Genomic DNA, 21,826 nt, shown 5'->3' on the forward strand with positions numbered 1-21,826 from the left:
GATCATGGTTGAAATCGAAATTGACGGCAAAAAGGTAGAAGTCCCACCGGGTTCAATGGTGATGGACGCTGCCAACAAACTGGGAACCTACATCCCGCACTTCTGCTATCACAAGAAACTGTCGATCGCAGCGAACTGCCGCATGTGCCTCGTCGAGGTGGAAAAAGCGCCGAAGCCGCTGCCGGCCTGCGCCACGCCCGTCTCCGCTGGCATGATCGTGCGTTCGCACAGCGAAAAGGCCGTGCAGGCGCAGAAGTCGGTGATGGAATTCCTGCTGATTAACCACCCGCTGGATTGCCCGATCTGCGACCAGGGCGGCGAGTGCCAGCTGCAGGATCTGGCCGTGGGCTACGGCAAGAACAACTCCCGCTACGAGGAAGAAAAGCGCGTCGTCGTGCCGAAAGAGGCCGGCCCGCTGGTCTCCATGAAGGAGATGAGCCGCTGCATCCACTGCACCCGTTGCGTGCGTTTCGGCCAGGAAGTGGCCGGCGTGATGGAACTGGGCATGCTGGGCCGCGGCGAACACGCGGAAATCACGACCTTCGTCGGCGAAGCCGTCAGCTCCGAGCTGTCCGGCAACATGATCGACCTGTGCCCGGTGGGCGCGCTGACGTCGAAGCCGTTCCGCTACAGCGCCCGTACGTGGGAACTGTCGCGCCGCAAGTCGGTATCGCCGCACGATGGCCTCGGCACGAACCTGATCGTCCAGGTCAAGCAGGGCAAGGTCAAGCGCGTGCTGCCGCTGGAAAACGAGAACATCAACGAGTGCTGGATTTCCGACAAGGACCGCTTCTCGTACGAAGCCCTCGACTCCGCCGAGCGCCTGACGCAGCCGATGCTGAAGCAGGGCGGCGAGTGGAAGGAAGTCGACTGGCAGACCGCACTTGAATATGTCGCGCACGGCTTGAAAAACATCCGTCACGAGCACGGCGCCGACGCGATCGCCGCCTACGCGACCGCGCATTCGACGCTGGAAGAACTGGCGCTGCTGAAGAAGCTGGCGTCGGGCATCGGCTCGGAGAACATCGATTTCCGCCTGCGCCAGACCGACTTCGCGCTCGACGGCCAGGTCACGCCGTGGCTGGGCATGCCGATCGCCGACGTGTCGAACCTGCAGCGCGCACTGGTCATCGGTTCGTTCCTGCGCAAGGATCACCCGCTGCTGGCCTCGCGCCTGCGCGCCGCCGTGAAGAACGGCGGCCAGCTGACGCTGGTGCACGCCACGCGTGACGACAGCCTGATCACCGTTGCCAACAATATCGTGGCCGCGCCGTCGGACTGGCTGGCCGCGCTGTCGGGCATCGTGTCCGCCGTGGCCTCGGCCAAGGGCGAAGCCGCCCCGGCAGGTTTCTCCAGCGAGTTCAGCGACGCCGCCAAATCGGCCGCCGCGAGCCTGCTGTCCGGCGAACAGAAAGCCGTCTTCCTGGGCAATGCCGCCGTGCACCACCCGCAGGCATCCGCGATTGCCGCGGCCGCCCAGTGGATCGCCAACGCGACCAACGCGAAATTCGGCTACCTGACCGAAGCCGCGAACACCGTCGGCGGCTACATCGTCGGCGCGTTGCCGGCGAAAGGCGCAGCCGCGTTCTCCACGCCGAAGAAAGCCTACGTGCTGCTGAACGCGGAACCGGAACTCGATGCCGCCAACCCGTCGCAAGCCGTGGCCGCGCTGAAGGGCGCCGAGATGGTCGTCGTGATGTCGGCCTTCAAGCATGGCGCCGACTACGCCGACGTGCTGCTGCCGGTCGCGCCGTTCGCCGAAACGTCCGGCACCTTCGTGAACTGCGAAGGCCGTGCGCAAAGCTTCAACGGCACCGTGAAACCGGTGGGCGAAGCACGCCCTGCGTGGAAGGTGCTGCGCGTGCTGGGCAATATCCTCGGCCTGCCGGGCTTCGACTACGAAACGTCGGAATCGGTGCGCGACGAAGTGCTGGGCAAGGACGTCACCGACGTCTCCGCCAAGCTGTCGAACGTGTCGAACGTGGTGCCGACGGCTGCCTCGTTCGGTGCCGGCGACAAGCTCGAACGCATCGCCGACGTGCCGATCTATTTTGCCGACGCGCTGGCGCGCCGTTCGGCGCCACTGCAGGCCACCGTCGACGCGCAGGCGCCGAAGGCCGTCATCTCGGCCGCGCTGGCCGGACAGATCGGCGTCAAGACCGGTGACATGGTGCAGGTGCTGCAAGGTAACGGTTCGGCGATCCTGGAAGCGCGTGTCGATGCCGGCCTGCCGGCCAACGTGGTGCGCGTGTCCGCGGCCCACGCTTCGACCGCGACACTGGGCGACATGTTCGGTGCAATCTCGGTAGCCAAGGCAGGGGAGAACAAATAATGGCGCTGGAATTCGTCAATACCATCAACACCGCCGGCGCCGATGCGCTGGGCTCGGCCTGGCCGTTCGTGTGGACGATGATCAAGCTGCTGTGCGTGCTGATGCCGCTGCTCGGCATGGTGGCCTACGCCACGCTGTGGGAGCGCAAGCTGATCGGCTTCATCCAGATCCGTATCGGCCCGAACCGCGTGGGACCGATGGGCCTGCTGCAACCGATGGCCGACGGCATCAAGATGCTGCTGAAGGAAATCGTCGTGCCGACCAAGGCCGCCAAGAGCCTGTTCGTGATCGGCCCCGTGATGACGATCATGCCGGCCCTGGCCGCCTGGTCCGTCGTGCCGTTCGGCCCCGAAGCCGTGCTGGCCAACGTCAACGCCGGCCTGCTCGTGCTGCTGGCGATCACGTCGATGGAGGTGTACGGCATCATCATCGCCGGCTGGTCGTCGAACTCGAAGTACTCGTTCATGGGCGCCATGCGTGCCTCGGCGCAGATGATCTCCTACGAGATCCCGATGGGCTTCGCGCTGGTCGTGATCCTGATGGTGTCCGGCTCGCTGAACTTCATCGATATCGTCGTCAGCCAGCAGACCGGCCGTTTCGCCGACATGGGCGTCAACTTCATGTCGTGGAACTGGCTGCCGCTGCTGCCGCTGTTCGTGATCTACCTGACGTCCGGCCTGGCCGAGGCGAACCGCGCGCCGTTCGACGTGGTCGAGGGTGAATCGGAAATCGTGGCCGGCCACATGGTGGAATACTCCGGCATGTCGTATGCGATGTTCATGCTGGCCGAATACGCCAACATCATCCTCGTCGGCGCACTGGCATCGATCATGTTCCTGGGCGGCTGGTCCGCACCGTTCGCGTTCCTGGAATTCGGCGGCGGTTTCGGCGGCTTCTTCTGGCTGTTCGTGAAGACGTTCCTGATCGTGTCGCTGTTCATCTGGGTGCGCGGTACCTTCCCGCGTTACCGCTACGACCAGATCATGCGTCTGGGCTGGAAGGTCTTCATTCCCCTCACGCTGTTCTGGCTCGTGCTCGTCGCGACCTGGATGCAGACGCCGTGGAACATCTGGAAGTAAGGAAGCGCAAAAATGACTCGAGTAAAAGATTTTATCGGCAGCATGATGCTGACCGAACTGATCAAGGGCCTCGCGCTGACGGGCAAGTACATGTTCTCGCGCAAGATCACCGTGCAGTATCCGGAAGAGAAGACGCCGATGTCGCCGCGCTTCCGCGGCCTGCACGCGCTGCGCCGCTATCCGAACGGCGAAGAACGCTGCATCGCCTGCAAGCTGTGCGAAGCGGTGTGCCCGGCCATGGCGATCACGATCGAATCCGACGAACGCGACGACGGCACGCGCCGCACGACGCGCTACGACATCGACCTGACCAAGTGCATCTTCTGCGGCTTCTGCGAAGAATCGTGCCCGGTCGATTCGATCGTCGAAACGCACGTGCTGGAATACCACGGTGAAAAGCGGGGCGACCTGTACTACACCAAGGAGATGCTGCTGGCTGTCGGCGACCGCTACGAGGCGGACATCGCCGCCAACCGCGCCGCGGATGCCGCGTACCGCTGATCTGGATCGGACTTACACATGACTTTTACAACCGTTTTGTTCTACGTGTTCGCGGCCATCATGGTGGTTTCCGCGGCACGCGTGATCACGGCGCGCAATCCCGTGACGGCGGCACTGTTCCTGGTGCTGGCCTTCTTCCAGGCAGCCGGCATCTGGATGCTGCTGAAAGCCGAGTTCCTGGCCGTCGTGCTGGTGCTCGTCTACGTGGGCGCCGTGATGGTGCTGTTCCTGTTCGTCGTGATGATGGTCGACATCGACCAGACCGAGATGCGCAAGAACTTCTGGAGCTACCTGCCGGTCGCATCCATCGTCGGCGGCATCATCGTGCTGGAGATGGCATCGGTACTGTGGCGCAGCTTCGGCATGGAAACGCCGGTACCTGAAGCTGCCAATACCATCGGCACCACGAAGGCGCTGGGCATGCTGATCTACACGCAGTACATCTTCGCGTTCGAAGTGGCCGCCGTGATCCTGCTGCTGGCAATCGTCGCCGCCGTCGCGCTGACGCTGCGCCGCCGCAAGGACATCAAGTACTTCGATCCGGGCGAGGCCGTGCGCGTGAAGCGCAACGACCGCCTGAAGATCGTCAAGATGGACGCCGTGAAGAAGGAAGTGGCGTCGACCGTAGCAACCAAGGAGGCACCATGACCCTGTCACTGGCACATTACCTGGTCCTGGGCGCGATCCTGTTCGCGATCTCGATCGTCGGTATTTTCCTGAACCGCAAGAACGTCATCGTGCTGCTGATGGCGATCGAACTGATGCTGCTGGCGGTGAACACCAACTTCATCGCATTCTCCCATTACCTGGGCGACGCGGCGGGACAGATCTTCGTGTTCTTCATCCTCACGGTGGCGGCGGCGGAAGCGGCAATCGGCCTCGCGATCCTGGTGCTGATGTTCCGTAACCTGGACACGATCAACGTCGAAGACCTGGACAGCCTCAAAGGCTAGTTTTTAACCCTCGAATAATAAACAGATAGGTTCATCATGACGGGGCTTAACCCTAACCTTCTTCTCGCTGTTCCCCTCGCGCCACTGGCGGGGTCCGCGATCGCGGGCCTGCTGGGCACGAAGTTCTTCGGCAACGTGGTCAACCGCAAGGTCGCCACGGCCGCCACGATCCTGGGCGTGCTGGTCGCGTTCCTGATCTCCTTCCAGGTCTTCATGCAGGTACTGGACGGCGCCACCTACAACGATACGGTGTATCGCTGGATGACCGTGGCCGGCATCAACTTCGAAGTCGGCTTCCAGGTCGACTCGCTGACCGCGATGATGATGTGCGTCGTCACGTTCGTCTCGCTGATGGTGCACATCTACACCATTGGATATATGGCCGAGGACGAAGGCTACAACCGCTTCTTCTCGTATATTTCGCTGTTCACCTTCTCGATGCTGATGCTGGTGATGGCCAATAACTTCCTGCAGCTGTTCTTCGGCTGGGAAGCGGTGGGCCTGGTGTCCTACCTGCTGATCGGCTTCTGGTACAAGCGCCCGACCGCGATCTTCGCCAACATGAAGGCGTTCCTCGTGAACCGCGTGGGCGACTTCGGCTTCATCCTCGGCATCGGCCTGATCCTGGCCTACACCGGCACGATGGATTACCAGGAAGCGTTCGCCAAGAAGGACCTGCTCGTCAACGCGACGCTGCCGGGTACCGACTGGATGGTCATCACCGTGGCCTGCATCTGCCTGTTCATCGGCGCGATGGGCAAATCGGCGCAGTTCCCGCTGCACGTGTGGCTGCCGGACTCGATGGAAGGCCCGACCCCGATCTCGGCACTGATCCACGCCGCGACGATGGTTACCGCCGGCATCTTCATGGTGTCGCGCATGTCGCCGCTGTTCGAACTGTCCGACGTGGCGCTGTCGTTCATCCTCATCATCGGCTCGATCACCGCGCTGTTCATGGGCTTCCTGGGCATCATCCAGAACGACATCAAGCGCGTGGTCGCTTACTCGACGCTGTCGCAGCTGGGCTACATGACCGTCGCGCTGGGCGCCTCGGCCTACTCGGTCGCCGTGTTCCACCTGATGACGCACGCGTTCTTCAAGGCGCTGCTGTTCCTGGGCGCGGGTTCCGTGATCATCGGCATGCACCACGACCAGGACATCCGCAACATGGGCGGCCTGCGCAAATACATGCCGATCACGTGGATCACGTCGCTGCTGGGTTCCCTGGCACTGATCGGTACCCCGTTCTTCTCGGGCTTCTACTCGAAGGATTCGATCATCGAGGCGGTGCACGCCACGCACCTGCCGGGCGCAGGCTTCGCGAACTTCGCGGTGCTGGCCGGCGTGTTCATCACGGCGTTCTACTCGTTCCGCATGTACTTCCGCGTGTTCCACGGTCCGGAAAACTTTGGTAAAGCCCATGCGCACGGCCATGACGACCACCATGCCAAGCATGACGACCATGCGACGGCCAAGGCCGCCCATGGCGATCCGCACGCGTTGCACGATTCGGATGCGCACCACGAAGAAGAAGACGACGACCACGGCCACCATGGCCTCGAGCCGGGCCAGAAACCGCACGAATCGCCGTTCGTCGTGTGGTTCCCGCTGGCCGCGCTGGCGATTCCTTCGGTGATCATCGGCTTCCTGGCCGCCGGCCCGATGCTGCATGGCGACTTCTTCAACAACGTGATCTTCGTCGATGCGGCCAAGCACCCGGCGATGACGGAACTGAACGAGATGTGGCACGGCCCCGTCGCGATGGCCCTGCACGGCCTGCAGACGGCACCGTTCTGGCTGGCCCTGGCCGGCGTGGTGGCGTCGTACTACTGCTACATGATCAATCCGCGTGTACCGGCATGGTTCTACGAGAAGTTCAAGTTCCTGCACACGCTGCTGGACAACAAGTACTACATGGATGCGTTCAACCAGGCCGTGTTCGCCAAGGGCGCACGCATGCTGGGCACCGGCCTGTGGCAGGTCGGCGACCGCGCGATCATCGATGGCTTCGTCGTCAACGGTTCCGCCAAGCTGGTCGGCTGGTTCTCGTCGCTGGCGCGCCTGGGGCAGACGGGTTACATCTATCACTACGCGTTCGTGATGATCATCGGCATCCTGGGCTTCCTGGTGTACTTCCTGCCGTTCTGGCACGCTTAACGCCACACGCAAAAGAGATAAAAGATGCAGTCAACGATTAATAATCTTCCTCCTTACCTCAGCCTGTCGATCTGGCTGCCGATCCTGTTCGGCGCCATCATCCTGGCGATCGGCCGCGATTCGCGCGCCGGACTGGTACGCGTGCTGGCACTGATCGGCTCGATCGTCTCGCTGTTGCCGACGATCCCGCTGTTCACGCAGTTCGACAATGCCAAGCACGGCATCCAGTTCGCCGAAAGCAGCCCGTGGATCGAGCGCTTCAACATCCACTACTTCCTCGGCATCGACGGCCTGTCGCTGTGGTTCGTGCCGCTGACCGCGTTCATCACGATCATCGTCGTGATCTCCGCCTGGGAAGTGATCCAGGAGCGCGTGGCCCATTACATGGGTGCGTTCCTGATCCTGTCCGGCCTGATGATCGGCGTGTTCACCGCGCTCGACGGCCTGCTGTTCTACTTCTTCTTTGAAGCCACGCTGATCCCGATGTACATCATCATCGGCGTGTGGGGCGGTGCGAACCGCGTGTATGCGGCATTCAAGTTCTTCCTGTACACGTTCCTCGGCTCGCTGCTGACGCTCGTCGCCATCATCTACCTGTACAACAAGTCCGGCTCGTGGAACATCCTCGAATGGCACCAGCTGCCGCTGACGATGGCCGAGCAGGTGGCGATCTTCGTCGCCTTCTTCATGGCGTTCGCCGTGAAGGTGCCGATGTTCCCGGTGCACACCTGGCTGCCGGACGTGCACGTGGAAGCGCCGACCGGCGGTTCCGCCGTGCTGGCCGCGATCATGCTGAAGCTGGGCGCCTACGGTTTCCTGCGCTTCTCGCTGCCGATCACGCCGGACGCCTCGCGCGACCTGGCACCTGTCGTCATCGTGCTGTCGCTGATCGCCGTGATCTACGTGGGCCTGGTGGCCATGGTCCAGAAGGACATGAAAAAGCTGGTCGCCTATTCGTCGATCGCGCACATGGGCTTCGTCACGCTGGGCTTCTTCATGTTCAACGACATGGGCACGCAGGGCGCCATCATGCAGATGATCTCGCACGGTTTCGTGTCCGGCGCGATGTTCCTGTGCATCGGCGTGCTGTATGACCAGGCGCACTCGCGCCAGATCGCCGACTACGGCGGCGTCGTCAACAAGATGCCGAAGTTCGCAGCGTTCTTCATCCTGTTCTCCATGGCCAACTGCGGCCTGCCGGCAACCTCCGGCTTCGTGGGCGAGTTCATGGTGATCCTGGGCGCCGTGCAGTTCAACTTCGTGACCGGCATCCTGGCCGCGACCGCGCTGATCCTGGGCGCCGCCTACTCGCTGTGGATGGCCAAGCGCGTCATCTTCGGCAAGGTGGCCAACCACCACGTGGCCGAGCTGAAGGACCTGAACAACCGCGAGTTCCTGATGCTGGGCCTGCTGGCGATCGCGACCCTGTACATGGGCCTGTACCCGGCGCCGTTCACGGATACGATGCAAACCTCGGTGGCCGACCTGCTCCAGCACGTCGCGCAGACCAAGATTGCGCAATGATTGCAGATAGGACCCTAGTTACATGAATCCGAACGATACCAATCTCGCACCGATCTACGCGGAGATCTTCCTGCTGATCGCCACCTCGGCGATCCTGCTGATCGACGTGTACCTGCCTGCCGCGAAACGGAACATCACGTACATGCTGTCGCTGCTGGCCCTGGCCGGCGCGGCGGTGATCACGTATGGCGACTTCGCCGCCGGCACCACGACCTATGCCTTCAACAACATGGTCGTGTCCGACCCGATGGGCAACCTGCTGAAGCTGTTCACCTACCTGTCGGTGGGCGTCACGCTGGTGTATGCACGCCAGTACACGACCGACCGCGGCATGCTGGGCGGCGCGCTGGGTGGCGAGTTCTACGGCCTTGCGCTGTTCGCTACCCTGGGCCAGATGGTGATGATCGCCGCCAACAGCTTCCTGTCCATCTACCTGGGCCTGGAACTGATGTCGCTGTCGCTGTACGCGCTGGTCGCCCTGCGCCGCGACAACACCAACGCCACCGAAGCTTCGATGAAGTACTTCGTGCTGGGTGCGCTGGCTTCCGGCTTCCTGCTGTATGGCATGTCGATGCTGTACGGCGCCACCGGCACGCTGGACCTGACCACGATGTCGGCCAAGATCGCCGCCGGCACCATCAACAATACGATCCTCGTGTTCGGCCTGGTGTTCGTCGTCGCCGGCCTGGCGTTCAAGCTGGGCGCCGTGCCGTTCCACATGTGGGTGCCGGACGTGTACCAGGGCTCGCCGACCGCCGTCACGCTGCTGCTGGGTGGCGCGCCGAAGCTGGCCACGTTCGCCATCGTCGTGCGCCTGCTGGTGGAAGGCCTGATCCCGCTGGCGTTCGACTGGCAGCAGATGCTGCTGATCCTGGCCGTGATGTCGCTGGTGATCGGCAACCTGACCGCGATCGCGCAGACGAACCTGAAGCGCATGCTGGCTTACTCGACGATCGCACAGATGGGCTTCGTGCTGCTGGGCATGATGGCCGGTGTCGTCGGCACCGACCAGTCGAACGGTACGGCTGCCTACAGCTCGGCGATGTACTACTCGATCACCTACGTGCTGACCACGCTGGCCACGTTCGGCCTGATCATGGTGCTGGCCCGTGCCGGCCACGAGGCCGAGGAACTGGTCGACTTCAAGGGCCTGGGTAAGCGCTCCGGCTGGTACGCGCTGCTGATGACCGTGCTGCTGTTCTCGCTGGCCGGCGTGCCGCCGATGATGGGCTTCATGGCCAAGCTGACCGTGCTGCAATCCGTGCTGAAGACCGGCCACCTGTGGCTGACCGTGTTCGCCGTGATGGCATCGCTGGTGGGTGCGTTCTACTACCTGCGCGTCGTGAAGGTGATGTGGTTCGACGAGCCGTCCGACACGGCACCGATCCGGGTTGCCGGCGACAAGAACGTCGTGCTGGCCGTCAATGGCCTGATGGTCGTCGTGCTGGGTGTGGTGCCCGGCCCGCTGCTCGACGCGTGCATGCACGCAATGAGCAAGACGCTGGCGTCGTAAGCCATGGATGTCGGCGCCTCGGCATGGTTGGTCGTCCTGCTGGCCCTGGTGCTGGCCAACCTGCCGTTCATCAATGAGCGCATCCTCGCCCTCGTTCCACTGAGAGGTGGAGCAGGGCAGGCTCCCTCCAAGCCCTTCATCGTGCGGCTGCTCGAACTGACGGTGCTGTACTTCATCGTCGGCGGCATCGGCCGCGCGCTGGAAGGGCGCATCGGTACCGCGTTCCCGCAAACGTGGGAGTTCTACGCGATCACCGCCTGCATGTTCCTCGTCCTTGCCTTCCCCGGCTTCGTCGTCCGCTACCTGAAGAAGAAGCACTGAAGGAGCAGTAAAGAGCGATGTCATCACGGCATCGCTTTCCTTCCTGCGCTGCTACACTGTGGCCTTTACGATCACAGGAGCTTTCATGAGCACTGACGCTCACCTGAAGGAAGAGAAGGTCGACGGCGGCATCGCCTACGACGGCGGTTTCCTCAAGATCCACAAGGACCGTGTGCGCCTGCCCAACGGCGCCCTGACGAACCGCGAATACATCCGCCACCCCGGCGCCGTGGCGATCCTGCCGGTGCTGGACGATGGCCGCATCCTGCTGGAGCGCCAGTTCCGTTATCCGAATGCGCAAGTCTTCATCGAATTCCCGGCGGGGAAAATCGACGAGGGCGAAGACCATCTCGAATGCGCCAAACGCGAGCTGGAAGAGGAAACGGGCTACACCGCGACCGAATGGCATTTCGTGACCACGATCCACAACGCCATCGCCTATTCCGACGAGCACCTGGACCTGTACCTCGCGCGCGGCCTGAAGGCGGGCGACGTGAAGCTGGACGAAGGCGAATTCGTCGAATGCTTCACGGCCACGCTCGACGAGCTGCTGGAGTGGGTGCGCACGGGCGAGGTCTCGGACGTGAAGACGGTCATCGGCGCATTCTGGCTCGACAAGCTGCGGCGCGGGGACTGGAAGCTGAACTGACCATGTCGCGCGTTGCGTCGTTGCCGCTGCTGCTGGTGTGCGCCTTCCTGGCGGCACCGACAACGCAGGCCGCGCCGGCCCGCACGGCCTTCCAGGTGCGGTGCGAGGACACGATCACCAAGACTGTCTCGATATTTTCGGCAAAGCAGAACGGCTACACGGTCAACACCCAGCTGTCCTATAAAATGCTGACCGCGATGAAGGGCGTAGCGCGTCGCAACGAATTCGTGCTGGGCCTGACGCGCACCGAATCGATGGTGCGCATCGGCGCGGACGGCGCCATGCTGCAGGACCCGGCCACCGGCTACGAATGCATCGCGCCGAAGCTGCAGGTACAGCTGACCTACGCGCCGGTGAAGATCTATGTCGGCAGCGAGTTCCCCGTGGGTTCGTGCGGCTACAAGGAAATCCTCGCGCACGAGATGCGGCATATGCAGGCCTACATGGATCACCTCCCGAAGGTGGAAAAGACGGTCGCCGCCGCGCTGTCGAAGCGCTTCGGCGGCAAGCCATTCTATGCGCCAAGCGGCACGGCGCGCTCGGCGCTGTCGTTCGAGATCGATTCCGGCTGGCTGCCCTACATCAAGGCCGAAATGGCGAAGGTGGAGGCGGTGCAGGCCGCGATCGACGCGCCAGCCGAATATGCGCGGCTGTCGAAGGCGTGCAATGGCGAGATCCAGAAGATCCTGATCAAAACGCGGGCGGGCCGGTGACACAAGTAACAACCCGGATGCAAGGTCCAGGGTCGGACCCAACGGGTCCGACCCCAGGTTTTGCAGTCGGGGTCAAGCACGGATACTGATGAAATACTTTGCACTGATCCCCGCCGCCGGCGTGGGAGCGCGGATGGCGGTGGGCTATCCGAAACAATACCTGCCGCTGCTGGGCCGCCCGATGCTGCGCCATACGGTCGAGGCGTTCCTGCGTTCGCCGCTGATCGAGCACACGTACGTGGTCGTCAGTGCCGGCGATGCCTATGTCGCCGACGTGCTGCCCGACGACCTGGAAGGTGTAACGGTGCTGCGCTGCGGCGGTGCCACGCGGATGGAGTCGATTCGCAACGGCCTGCGCCTGCTGGCGGAAGCGATCGGTGCGCAAGACCGCGTGCTGGTGCACGACGCGGCCCGCCCCGGTCTCACGCCCGCGATGATCGGCAAGCTGGTCGCCGAAGCAGGCGCGGAAGCGGCGGGCGGCCTGCTCGCGCTGCCCGTGGTCGACACCGTGAAAAGCACCCGTGGCGGCAGTGTTGCGACCACGCCGCGCGACGGCCTGTGGCTGGCCCAGACGCCGCAGATGTTCCCGTGCGCACTGCTGCGGCGGGCGCTCGAGGAAGCGCCCGACCCCGATGCGATCACCGACGACGCCAGCGCCGTCGAACTGCTGGGCTACTCGCCGCGGCTGGTCGAGGGCCACCCGCGCAACCTGAAGGTGACGCTGCCGGCCGACGTGCGCATCGCCGAAATGTACCTCTCGATGGATATCACGCAATGAAAAAACTCCCGTTCCGCATTGGCCAGGGCTACGACAGCCATCGCCTGGTCGAAGGCCGCAAGCTGATCCTTGGCGGCGTCGATATTCCCCATGTCAAAGGCCTGGATGGCCATTCGGATGCCGATGCGCTGCTGCACGCCGTCACCGACGCGATCCTCGGCGCCGCCGCGCTGGGCGACATCGGCAGGCATTTCCCCGACACGGCCGTCGAGTTCAAGGGCGCCGATTCGCGCGTGCTGCTGCGCGCCGCGGCGGACAGGGTCAAGGCAACGGGCTATGACATCGGCAACGTCGATGCGACCATCATCGCCCAGCGCCCGAAGATGGCGCCGCACATCGCCACGATGGTCGCCCATATCGCCGCCGACCTCGGCATCGAGCCGGGCCAGGTGAACGTGAAGGCAAAGACCAACGAGAAGATGGGTTACCTGGGCCGCGAGGAAGGCATCAATGCCGAAGCGGTCGCGCTGCTCGTGCTGCGCGAGGAATGACGGGGCCGCACAGCATGGGCCGCGACCTGTCCGCCTACCGCGAGGTGGCCGTCGAATCGTTCGACGACCGCGGCACGGTGCGCGTCCGCCCGATGGTGGGGCAGGCTTACCACCCGCTGCTGCGGGTGCAATGCGCGCGGGCCTTCGTCACCGATTACCCGGTCGGCACGCGCTTCCTCGTGCACGCGAAACTGACCGACCGGCTCGGCGGGCCGCCGTTCCTGTACGTGTACCATGGCGATCCGGTGGTGGTGCTGACCACCGCGCAGGCAAGTAAATTCCTCGCCGAGTTTCGGCGGGGCCGCATCTGACATCGCGTCGACAGGGGGAACCGTGATACGCATTCGTGACATCGACCACGTCGTACTGCGCGTGGTGGACCTGGACCGCATGACCCGTTTCTACCTCGATGTGCTGGGCTGCGCGATCGAGCGGCGGCAGGACGAGATCGGCCTCGTGCAACTGCGGGCGGGCAGTGCGCTGGTCGACCTGGTGCCCGTCGACGGGAAACTGGGCCGCATGGGCGGGGCGCCGCCGGGCAGGGAAGCCCGGAATGTCGACCATTTCTGCTTCCGCGTCGAGCCGTTCGACGAGGCGGCGATCCGCGCGCACCTGGACCGCTTCGGCGTCGCGAACGGGCCGGCCGAATCGCGCTACGGCGCCGAAGGGGAGGGCCGTCGATCTATATCGACGACCCGGAGGGCAATACGGTGGAGCTGAAGGGCCCGCCGTACTGATTGTTTCCCAAGACTTTCAGTCGGTCCGCAGCGGAAATGCGACCCGGAACACCACGTGCGGCGCCTCGTAGCGGTAGGTAACGGTGCCGCCGTGCCCCTTGGCGATATTCTCGGCGATATAGAGCCCCAGGCCCATGCCCGTGCGGTTGGCACGGTTTTGCAGCGCCATCCGCTTGAAGGGGTTGAACAGCTGCGCTTCCAGTTCCGGCGCGATCGGCACGCCGTCGTTGCGCACTTCGAGCACGGCTTTGCCGCCTTCCGCATGCAGCGACACGAGGATGGGCTGGCCGTTGGCGCCATGGTGGCGGGCGTTGCTGAGCAGGTTGCTGATCACCTGCGCCATGCGGTCCGGGTCGGCGCAGCCATGCACATCCCCGGCGATGTCGGCGTGGTACACCGTGCCGGGATGGGCGAAGCGCATTTCATCGAGCAGGTCTTCGGCCATCTTCGACAGGTCGACGTCGATCTTGCGCATCGCCAGGCCCAGGCCGCTGTCGAGCCGGCTCATGTCGAGCACCTGGCTGATCAGCCGCTGCATGCGGCCGGACGAGCGCTCGATGCGCTGCCCCAGTTGCTGCGGCTGGGCGCCGTGCTGCAGCACGGAAGCCGCCATCGAGATCGACTGCAGCGGATCGCGCAGGTCGTGGCCCAGCATTGCCAGCAGCTGCATGCGTGCGCGTTCCGTTTCGGCATGGCGGGCCATGCTGGCGCGGTGCATCTCGCCCAGCAACTGGTCGGCCACCATCAGGCGCGCCGATTCCCACGGCACGGCCTTGTCGTGTACTGATTCCACCCATTCGTCGAACGAGCCGCGCGGCGTCAGGCGGTGGCCCAGCGGGCCAGTTTTCACCATCTTGTCCGGCTTGCCGGCCCAGCGCACGGTTTCGACCTGCTCCTTGCGCAGCGCCAGCAGCCAGCCGGACGTCGCAGGATCGAAGTGCAGCGCCAGCAGCCCGACCCAGGGTCCGATGCGTGCGCGCAATGCCTCGGGCCACTCGTCGCGGCGGTAGCGGTGCAACATTTCATCGCCATCCGGCGGCAGCGATGCCACGATGGTCGCGGCCAGTTCCTCGTCCACGCCATGCGCGGTCAGCTTGCCCTGCTGGGCGAATACGAGCGCGTCCGCGGCGAGTTTCGCCGCGAGGTCCTCCGCATGCTGCTCCAGGGCTGCCAGCACGTCGTCCTCGTGGAGCAGTGTCTCGATCAGCCGCGTACGCACCTCCGCAGCCTGCTCCGCCAGCGCAACCCGATCGCGCGAGTCGAGGCTCAGCACTGCCGCACCGAGCACTTGTGCCATCACATCGCACGCCATGCGCACCGCATACGGCACGCGCAGCGGCGCCATGTGGTGGCAGGCGATCAGCCCCCACAGCCGGCCGTTGATCACGATGGAGACACTCATCGACGCGCCCACGCCCATGTTCTGCAAATATTCGACGTGGATCGGCGACACGCTGCGCAGCACCGAATGGCTCAAGTCCACTGGCGGGTCGCCAGCCACCCCCACTATCGGCACCGGTGTATAGCCGATGTCTGCAATCAGGCGCAGCGTGTTGATGGTGTAGAGCCGGCGGGCCTGGGCGGGAATGTCGCTGGCCGGATAGCGCATGCCCAGGAACGGTTTCAAGTCGTCGCACCGGGCTTCGGCGATGACGTCGCCGCTGTCGTCGTGCCGGAAGCGGTAGGCCATCACCCGGTCGAAACCGGTGATGGCGCGCACCTGTTCCACGGCGTGACGCAGCAGGTCCTCGATGGTGCGCTGGCGCCGCAGTCGCTCGATCGCCGCATGGGCCTTCAGCGCGAACGCGGCCAGCGCATCGGCCTCCACCTGCCGCAATTCGAACTCGGCGATCGCATGGGTGCCGTTGCCATGTACGACGCAATCGAACGTATGGCCATTGCCGCGGGTTTCGATGCCGGTTGGCGAATCGGCGCCGTCTTCCAGGCAGGCGCGCAACTGCTCGGTCACGCCGGACTCCAGCGGCAGGGCGCCGTACGGAATGCCGATGGCCGGCTCGAAGCCGAGCAGGGCGGCCGTGTTGGCGCTCCAGGCGCGCAGCGTGCCGTCGGCCGCGAACGCCAGTAGGGCGCCATGCGGCTGGATCAGGCCGGGAATATGGATCGGTTCATCCGCGCAGTTGTCCAGGCCGACCGGCGTGGCCGGCCTCGTCTGGGGGCCCGGCTGTTCGTTCATGCGGCGGCCCGTGGCGGCGCAACGGCATCGCTGGCGGCATGGCGCAGGGCGATCAGGCTGTCGAAGGCGTCGCAAGCGCCCCGGCAAGCCTCGGCGACCGCGGCGTCATCCTGCACCGCGGCACGCAGCAGGCGCAGGAAGTGCTGCCAGCGCGGCCCGGGCGGCACGCCGCCAGCCTGCAGGTAGTGCAGAGGATGCGGGGCCAGCCGGCCGGCCAGGCGCCGGTACAGCACGGCGCCGCCCAGGCGCGAACCTTCGATCACGTACGACACGCCCCAGCGGTAGGCGGCACTGTCGCGCCCTTGCCATGGCGCGGCCGGCAACGGATCGTCGCCCCCGGCCAGTACCGGGTCGGCAAGGTCGGCCTCGATCTGCGGCAGGTGGGGCACGGGCGCAAGCAGCGCCACATCCTGCGGGCCGTCGGTAAAGCGGGCCTGCCATGATTCGATTGGCTGGAGCCAGCTGCGCAGCAGTGCGAGGTGGGCACGGTAGTCCTGCAGCGTGGGCAGCGGCCGGGCGAGCGGCATGTCGCTGTCCAGCTCAGCATGGCGGGTGGCGGTGGCTTCGCGCAGGGCGGCAAGGATTTCGGAGCGATCGACGGTCATTGAAACATTGTACCGTTCAGTCCTCGTCGTCGTCGTCCGATTCGTCCGGTACGTCGCGCCGGCGCTCCGCGTCGGCCTCCAGGCGCAGGCGCGCGGCGGTACCCATGAAATCGTCGACGCTGTGGTCCGGGCTCTGACGCACGGCCGGCGGCAACAGGACCGACATGTACAGTTCGTCCGACAGGCGCCCCGTGGTTTGCAGGTTGCTCATCATGACCAGCCCCGAACCCAGTCCCATCAGCACGCCGCAGGCGACCTGCACGCGCCTGGGCGACATGTGCGGGCGCACGGTGCGCACGTGGAAGTAGACCATGCCGCAGACGATCAGGATCGCCACATGGTTGCCGTAGCGGGTAAAGACTTCGGCGGACCAGGCGAAGGCCAGCACCGACGACAGCGCCTTCCACGCGCCGATCGTCACCAGCCCGGCGCCCAGGATGAACAGGTGCCGGCCCAGCCGCGCATGGCCGCCGAACAGGCGGTTGACCAGCGCCCAGACGCCGCTCCACACGAGGCCCGCGCCCAGGCCGGTGGCGATCGTCAGCAGGTAGCGGATCGCCTGGAAGCCTTCCGTATCGGTCAGCGCTTCATCCACCCCGAGGAACAGCGCGATCAGCGCGATCCCGGCCATGGCCGGCGCGCCGCCTTCCCACGCATGCATCGTGGTATCGGTGACTTCCGCCTCGACCGGGAAGCCGGCGTCGCGCACGCGCAGCCGCGTGTGCCCCAGCCGCACGACCGTGGTGCCGTCCAGCGCGACCGCCGGTTGACGCCGGCCATGCAGCACGATGCCGTTCTGGCTGCCCAGGTCGCGCAGCACGAGGGCGCCGTCGCCATCCGTTTCCAGCACGGCGTGGCGGGCCGCCGTGTGCGCATCGTCGAGCACGAAATCGTTGTCGTAGCCGCGTCCGAGCGTGACGGGCAGCGTATCGAAGCGCTGGCGGGACAGCACGTCGCCATTGCGGGCCAGGATCTCGATGAAGTACGGTGCCGTCATTTGACACCCGTGCGCGCCAGCGCTTCGAGAAAGGCGCGCGCGGTGCGCATGCCGTTGTCATAGGACACGCCGCGCGCGTCCAGCCGGCTTTGCAGGTTCATCATGCCGTCGTCGGTGCTGGCCGTCAGCAGCGAAAAGTCGTACAGGCCGGCGAACTTGCGGTAGGCGCGCACGCACAGCACGGCGCGCATCGGCAGCGAGCCATTCGTCACGAACTGCTCCGTGCATTGCGGGCCGGTCAGGCGGCTGTCCTTGTAGCTGCCGAACGATTCGTTCTTGAACGAGGCGGACGACAGCTGGGCGAAGCGGATCGCATCGAGCCCGATGCTGCGCAGGTACTGGTGGCGGATGCCGACCGCGCCTGTCTGGAGCGAACCGGACACGAACACCGCCGACTCCATGGCGCAGCTCGTGGTGTCGACGGCAAACGGTTTCTCCGCGCGCGACGTGGCCTGCGCGCTGGAGTTGCCCCAGCAGCGCATCTGCTCCGTTTCGCGCACCGGCACCTCGTAGGGGCCCATCGTCTTCTTCGTGAGTGGGCCGGCCAGCAGGTGGTCGACCATGGCCTTCTGGTGCGCCAGCAGCTGCTGCGTGACGATCGCCGTGAAATCCTTTGGCGCCGCGCCCTTGGCGGCCATCCTGTCCGTGACCTGTTTCAGCAGCCGCTGCGCGTAGCGGATCGGCACGAGAAAGCTGACCAGTTCGCCATCGAGGCGCTTGGCCACATTGACCCCCGCCACTTCGCCGGCCGCCGTCACGCTGGGACCGCCGCTCATGCCCGAGTTGATCGGGCCGGTGAACATCAGCTGGTCATAGAAGCTGCGTGAAATGACGCCGTTGAACGCGCCTTCCGAAATGGCAAAGCCCAGGTCGAGCGGGTTGCCGAGCGAGTACAGGTACTGCCCCTGCGTGAGGCGCACCGGTTCCTCGGGCACCTTGAAGAAGCCGGTGCCGTAGCGGTTCACGCGCACCACCGCCAGGTCGTGCAGCACGTCGACCGCCAGCAGTTCGATGTTGCCGCGCTGTCCCGCCGTGTCGACCCATTCGCCCGTGTACGTTTCCGGATCGAGGGCAAACTGCGACACCACGTGGTAATTCGTCAGCACCAGGTTCGACGTGCCGACCAAAAAGCCGGAGCCGACCGAGGATTGCGTGCGGCCGCTTTTCAGCAGCGAACGCACCTGCAGCAGGTCGGCCTTGGCGGCGGCATACAGTTTCTGGGCGGCGGAGGAGGGCGTGGGCAGCGGCGCCGGCTCGCCCTGGGCATCCTGCTCGGGAACGCGCCGGGGTGCCGGCGCGGTGGGCGGCGCCGGCATGCCTTGCTGATTCGACGGCGAGGATGGGGGAACAGGCGCGGCCAGCGCGGCGGCACCCCAGGTCACGGTGATCGCGAGTTGAACGCTTGCGGCAAGCCGGGTAGGTTTCATGCAGTTCCTGAACTACTTTTCGACAACGAAGAGTGTACCTCAGGAACCCCGGCCGGGGAGCGGCAGCGAGGCCGCCGTTACGTTTGCTTACTTCTGAAAATACGTGGCGTATCTACTGTTCGCCGTCGCTGGTGGCGGTGGCGACGACGGGCGACATCATGTGCCCCAGCTTCAGCGCCTTCGTGTTCAGGTAATGCTGGTTGAAGACGTTGCGATTGACCAGCAGCGGCACGCGTTCCGCGACGGGCACGCCCATCTTTTCCATGGCCGCGATCTTGCGCGGGTTGTTCGTCATGAGGCGCAGGCTCTGCACGCCGAACTGGTGCAGCATCGGCGCCACCAGGCCATAGCTGCGCTGGTCCGGCTTGAAGCCCAGCTGCTCGTTGGCCTGCACCGTATCGGCGCCCGCTTCCTGCAGCCGGTAGGCACGCATCTTGTTCAGCAGACCGATGCCGCGGCCCTCCTGGCGCAGGTAAAGCAGCACGCCGCGGCCCTCGGCCGCGATGCGCTGCAGCGCGCCCTCGAGCTGGGCACCGCAATCGCAGCGCTGGGAGAACAGCACGTCGCCGGTCAGGCACTCGCTGTGCACGCGCGCCAGCACGGGCGCGCCGTTACCGATATCGCCCAGCACCATCGCCAGGTGCTCCTTGCCGGTCGAATGCTCGATGAACGCGTGCAGCGTGAATTCCGCCCACGGCGTGGGCAGGGCGCACGAGGTGACGTATTCGAGATCGGCGGGATCGACAGGGAGTTCAGCAACGGGCTGCATGGCTATGCTCTTTTCATTCGGGTACGTATAAGCCCTTCATCATAACAAAAATTGTGGTTTCGGCAGAGGCACCCTATGGCCGAGCCCGTGTCCACCATGGGGTCAGGCCCAAAAGTGGACACGGGCTCGGCCATTGCCGATATGCCACGGCCGAGCTCGTGTCCGAAAAAAGGGTTGACCCCAAGGTGGACACGGACTGGGCCGTTATCAGGCCGGCAGGTCGAACACCAGCACCTCGGCCGCTTCGGCCTTGTCCAGCGTCACCTGCGTTTCGCGGGTGAGCTTCAGCGCGTCGCCGCCCTTGAGCGCGGTGCCGTTGACGCTCACCGTGCCGCGGATGACGTGCACGTAGCTGGCGCGCTCGTCATCCAGCGCATGGGTCACGCTGTCGGCCTCGTTCAGGATCGTCGCGTAGATCCGCGCATCCTGGTGGATCGTCACCGAGCCATCCCGGCCGTCGGGGGAGGCGATCAGGCGCAGCTTGCCCTGCTTGCTCTCCGGCGAGAAGTGCTTTTCCTCGTAGCCCGGGGCGATACCGGTTGCCGACGGCTGGACCCAGATCTGCAGGAAGTGCACGCGTTCGGTGTCCGAGTGGTTGAACTCGCTGTGCCGCACACCGGTGCCGGCCGTCATGCGCTGCACGTCGCCATAGCGCAGCACGCTGCCGTTGCCCATGCTGTCCTTGTGTTCCAGCGCGCCTTCCAGCACGTAGGAGATGATCTCCATGTCGCGGTGGCCGTGGGTGCCGAAGCCCTGGCCCGGCATTACCTTGTCCTCGTTGATCACCAGCAGCGGGCCAAAGCCCATGTGGCGCGGATCGTGGTAATGGCCGAACGAGAAGGTGTGACGGGAATCGAGCCAGCCGTGGTTGGCGGCACCGCGTTCTTCGCTGCGACGGACTTCTTGCATGATATGCTCCTTGAATGTTGTTTGCGATCGTTTCGAACACCGTTTTTCTTGTGTTCTCAGCTCGGATGAAATGAGTATAGGCTTCTCCAAACGATTAAAAAAACGGAAAATTTACTGCTCTATTATCGAAAAATTCGAACATGCTCAGACTCAGCCTGGAAGCCCTTCAAATCGTCGATGCGATCGACCGCCGGGGCTCGTTTTCAGCCGCCGGCAAGGAATTGCACCGCGTGCCTTCGACCATTTCGTACACGGTGAGCAAGCTCGAGGATGATCTCGGGGTGCAGGTGTTCGAGCGCAACGGCCCAAAAGTGGAGTTGACGAAAGCGGGCCGCGAACTGCTGAAGGAAGGTCGCTACCTGCTGCGTGCCGCGCAGGACCTCGAGCACCGCGTGCGCCGCGTGGCATCCGGCTGGGAGACCGAGCTGGCGATCGGCCACGATTCCATGTTTTCCAGCCTCGCCTTCGGCGACGATATCCGTGCCTTCTATGACGTCGCGCAGCAGACCCGCCTGCGCATCGTGCGCGAGGCGCTGTCGGGCACCTGGGAAGCGCTGCTCGACCGGCGCGTCGACCTGGTCATCGGCGCGCCCGGCGACGGCCCGGCAGGTGGCGGTTATGTGTCCGAGCCGATTGGCACGCTGGGATGGGTATTCGCGGTGGCGCCTTCCCATCCGCTGGCAGCCGTCGAAGGCCCGCTGGGCCGCACGCACCTGCAGCAGCACCGTGCCGTGGCGATGGCCGATTCGGCGCGGCAGATGGCACCCCGCACGGTCGGCCTGTTGCTGGGGCAGGATACGCTGACGGTGCCGGACATGGCATCCAAGGTGCAATACCAGGTTGCCGGCCTGGGCTTCGGCTTCCTCCCCGAGCCATGCGCCCGTGCCGCGATCGCCGCCGGGCTGCTGGTGGAAAAGCAGGTGGAAGAACCAAAGCCGGATGAAACGTTCTACCTGGCCTGGCGTACCGGGGAAACGGGCGCCGCGCTGCAGTGGTGGCTGGCGCGGCTGCGCGCTGGCACACTGTTCGACCGCATGTGTCGTCACTTGCCCACGACCTGATGGCGCTTCTTTGCGCTGCGTCAAGAATTCAGTCGGAGTAAGGTGGCCCGTGGTAACTATTGACTCTGGCCAATAAATTCGGGCTACCATCCGGATCTCCATCCCGGAGATCCAAC

The 21,826-nt window shown here is 64.7% G+C and carries 21 protein-coding genes and 1 pseudogene; 16 read left to right on the plus strand and 6 right to left on the minus strand.

All coding sequences use genetic code 11. The annotated features are described in order from the left end of the window. The first annotated feature begins 4 nt into the window (after window positions 1-4). The 15 genes and pseudogenes from nuoG to EWM63_RS21305 all read left to right on the plus strand — a co-directional run bounded on the left by nuoG (window position 5) and on the right by EWM63_RS21305 (window position 13,748). Complete coding sequence (nuoG, locus tag EWM63_RS21235) at window positions 5-2,332, plus strand: NADH-quinone oxidoreductase subunit NuoG (protein WP_130188319.1); 2,328 nt, start codon at window positions 5-7, stop codon at window positions 2,330-2,332. Beyond that, entirely contained in the window at window positions 2,332-3,411 is a 1,080-nt protein-coding gene (gene nuoH, locus EWM63_RS21240; RefSeq protein WP_130188320.1) for an NADH-quinone oxidoreductase subunit NuoH, read from the plus strand. The genes nuoG and nuoH overlap by 1 nt, the downstream gene beginning before the upstream one ends. Before the next feature lie 12 nt (window positions 3,412-3,423). Then, window positions 3,424-3,912: an NADH-quinone oxidoreductase subunit NuoI gene (nuoI, locus tag EWM63_RS21245; RefSeq protein WP_130188321.1), complete on the plus strand. Its 489-nt coding sequence runs from the start codon at window positions 3,424-3,426 to the stop codon at window positions 3,910-3,912. A gap of 18 nt (window positions 3,913-3,930) precedes the next feature. Further along, entirely contained in the window at window positions 3,931-4,560 is a 630-nt protein-coding gene (locus EWM63_RS21250; RefSeq protein ID WP_130188322.1) for an NADH-quinone oxidoreductase subunit J, read from the plus strand. Further along, entirely contained in the window at window positions 4,557-4,865 is a 309-nt protein-coding gene (gene nuoK, locus EWM63_RS21255) for an NADH-quinone oxidoreductase subunit NuoK (RefSeq protein WP_130188323.1), read from the plus strand. The genes EWM63_RS21250 and nuoK overlap by 4 nt, the downstream gene beginning before the upstream one ends. Window positions 4,866-4,901: 36 nt before the next feature. Continuing rightward, window positions 4,902-7,022 (plus strand): NADH-quinone oxidoreductase subunit L, encoded by a 2,121-nt coding sequence (gene nuoL, locus EWM63_RS21260; protein ID WP_130188324.1) that lies wholly within the window; start codon window positions 4,902-4,904, stop codon window positions 7,020-7,022. Window positions 7,023-7,046: 24 nt separating this feature from the next. Continuing rightward, on the plus strand, window positions 7,047-8,546 hold the full coding sequence (locus EWM63_RS21265; RefSeq protein WP_130188325.1) for an NADH-quinone oxidoreductase subunit M: 1,500 nt from the start codon (window positions 7,047-7,049) through the stop codon (window positions 8,544-8,546). A 22-nt stretch (window positions 8,547-8,568) separates the two neighbouring features. After that, window positions 8,569-10,059, plus strand: coding sequence for an NADH-quinone oxidoreductase subunit NuoN (nuoN, locus tag EWM63_RS21270; protein WP_130188326.1), 1,491 nt, complete (start codon window positions 8,569-8,571; stop codon window positions 10,057-10,059). Between the two features lie 3 nt (window positions 10,060-10,062). Beyond that, window positions 10,063-10,380, plus strand: coding sequence for a DUF2818 family protein (locus tag EWM63_RS21275; protein WP_130188327.1), 318 nt, complete (start codon window positions 10,063-10,065; stop codon window positions 10,378-10,380). A gap of 85 nt (window positions 10,381-10,465) precedes the next feature. After that, entirely contained in the window at window positions 10,466-11,029 is a 564-nt protein-coding gene (locus tag EWM63_RS21280) for an NUDIX domain-containing protein (RefSeq protein WP_130188328.1), read from the plus strand. A 2-nt stretch (window positions 11,030-11,031) separates the two neighbouring features. Then, entirely contained in the window at window positions 11,032-11,742 is a 711-nt protein-coding gene (locus EWM63_RS21285) for a hypothetical protein (RefSeq protein WP_229487410.1), read from the plus strand. A gap of 88 nt (window positions 11,743-11,830) precedes the next feature. Then, on the plus strand, window positions 11,831-12,520 hold the full coding sequence (gene ispD, locus EWM63_RS21290; RefSeq protein WP_130188329.1) for a 2-C-methyl-D-erythritol 4-phosphate cytidylyltransferase: 690 nt from the start codon (window positions 11,831-11,833) through the stop codon (window positions 12,518-12,520). After that, window positions 12,517-13,011, plus strand: coding sequence for a 2-C-methyl-D-erythritol 2,4-cyclodiphosphate synthase (ispF, locus tag EWM63_RS21295; protein ID WP_130188330.1), 495 nt, complete (start codon window positions 12,517-12,519; stop codon window positions 13,009-13,011). The genes ispD and ispF overlap by 4 nt, the downstream gene beginning before the upstream one ends. Further along, entirely contained in the window at window positions 13,008-13,322 is a 315-nt protein-coding gene (locus EWM63_RS21300; RefSeq protein WP_229487411.1) for a hypothetical protein, read from the plus strand. The genes ispF and EWM63_RS21300 overlap by 4 nt, the downstream gene beginning before the upstream one ends. A gap of 22 nt (window positions 13,323-13,344) precedes the next feature. After that, a pseudogene (locus EWM63_RS21305) lies at window positions 13,345-13,748 on the plus strand (VOC family protein). A 16-nt stretch (window positions 13,749-13,764) separates the two neighbouring features. Here EWM63_RS21305 and EWM63_RS21310 read toward each other — a convergent pair. The 6 genes from EWM63_RS21310 to EWM63_RS21335 form a co-directional block, all read right to left on the minus strand. Further along, window positions 13,765-15,942, minus strand: a complete 2,178-nt coding sequence (locus tag EWM63_RS21310) for an ATP-binding protein (RefSeq protein WP_130188331.1) — start codon at window positions 15,940-15,942, stop codon at window positions 13,765-13,767. Further along, the gene (locus EWM63_RS21315) at window positions 15,939-16,547 is read right to left on the minus strand and encodes a biliverdin-producing heme oxygenase (RefSeq protein ID WP_130188332.1); all 609 of its coding nucleotides are present in this window, start codon (window positions 16,545-16,547) and stop codon (window positions 15,939-15,941) included. The genes EWM63_RS21310 and EWM63_RS21315 overlap by 4 nt, the downstream gene beginning before the upstream one ends. Before the next feature lie 16 nt (window positions 16,548-16,563). Next, window positions 16,564-17,544 (minus strand): FHA domain-containing protein, encoded by a 981-nt coding sequence (locus EWM63_RS21320; protein ID WP_130188333.1) that lies wholly within the window; start codon window positions 17,542-17,544, stop codon window positions 16,564-16,566. After that, window positions 17,541-18,971: a S1 family peptidase gene (locus tag EWM63_RS21325; RefSeq protein ID WP_130188334.1), complete on the minus strand. Its 1,431-nt coding sequence runs from the start codon at window positions 18,969-18,971 to the stop codon at window positions 17,541-17,543. The genes EWM63_RS21320 and EWM63_RS21325 overlap by 4 nt, the downstream gene beginning before the upstream one ends. Window positions 18,972-19,083: 112 nt before the next feature. Further along, entirely contained in the window at window positions 19,084-19,740 is a 657-nt protein-coding gene (gene ribA, locus EWM63_RS21330; protein ID WP_130188335.1) for a GTP cyclohydrolase II, read from the minus strand. 207 nt (window positions 19,741-19,947) lie between these two features. Next, window positions 19,948-20,649 (minus strand): pirin family protein, encoded by a 702-nt coding sequence (locus EWM63_RS21335; protein ID WP_130188336.1) that lies wholly within the window; start codon window positions 20,647-20,649, stop codon window positions 19,948-19,950. Window positions 20,650-20,789: 140 nt separating this feature from the next. Between EWM63_RS21335 and EWM63_RS21340 the strand changes: the two genes are divergently transcribed. After that, the gene (locus EWM63_RS21340) at window positions 20,790-21,710 is read left to right on the plus strand and encodes a LysR substrate-binding domain-containing protein (protein WP_130188337.1); all 921 of its coding nucleotides are present in this window, start codon (window positions 20,790-20,792) and stop codon (window positions 21,708-21,710) included. Window positions 21,711-21,826 lie beyond the last annotated feature (116 nt).

The sequence above is a fragment of the Pseudoduganella lutea genome, assembly GCF_004209755.1.
Lineage (GTDB): Bacteria > Pseudomonadota > Gammaproteobacteria > Burkholderiales > Burkholderiaceae_D > Rugamonas > Rugamonas lutea.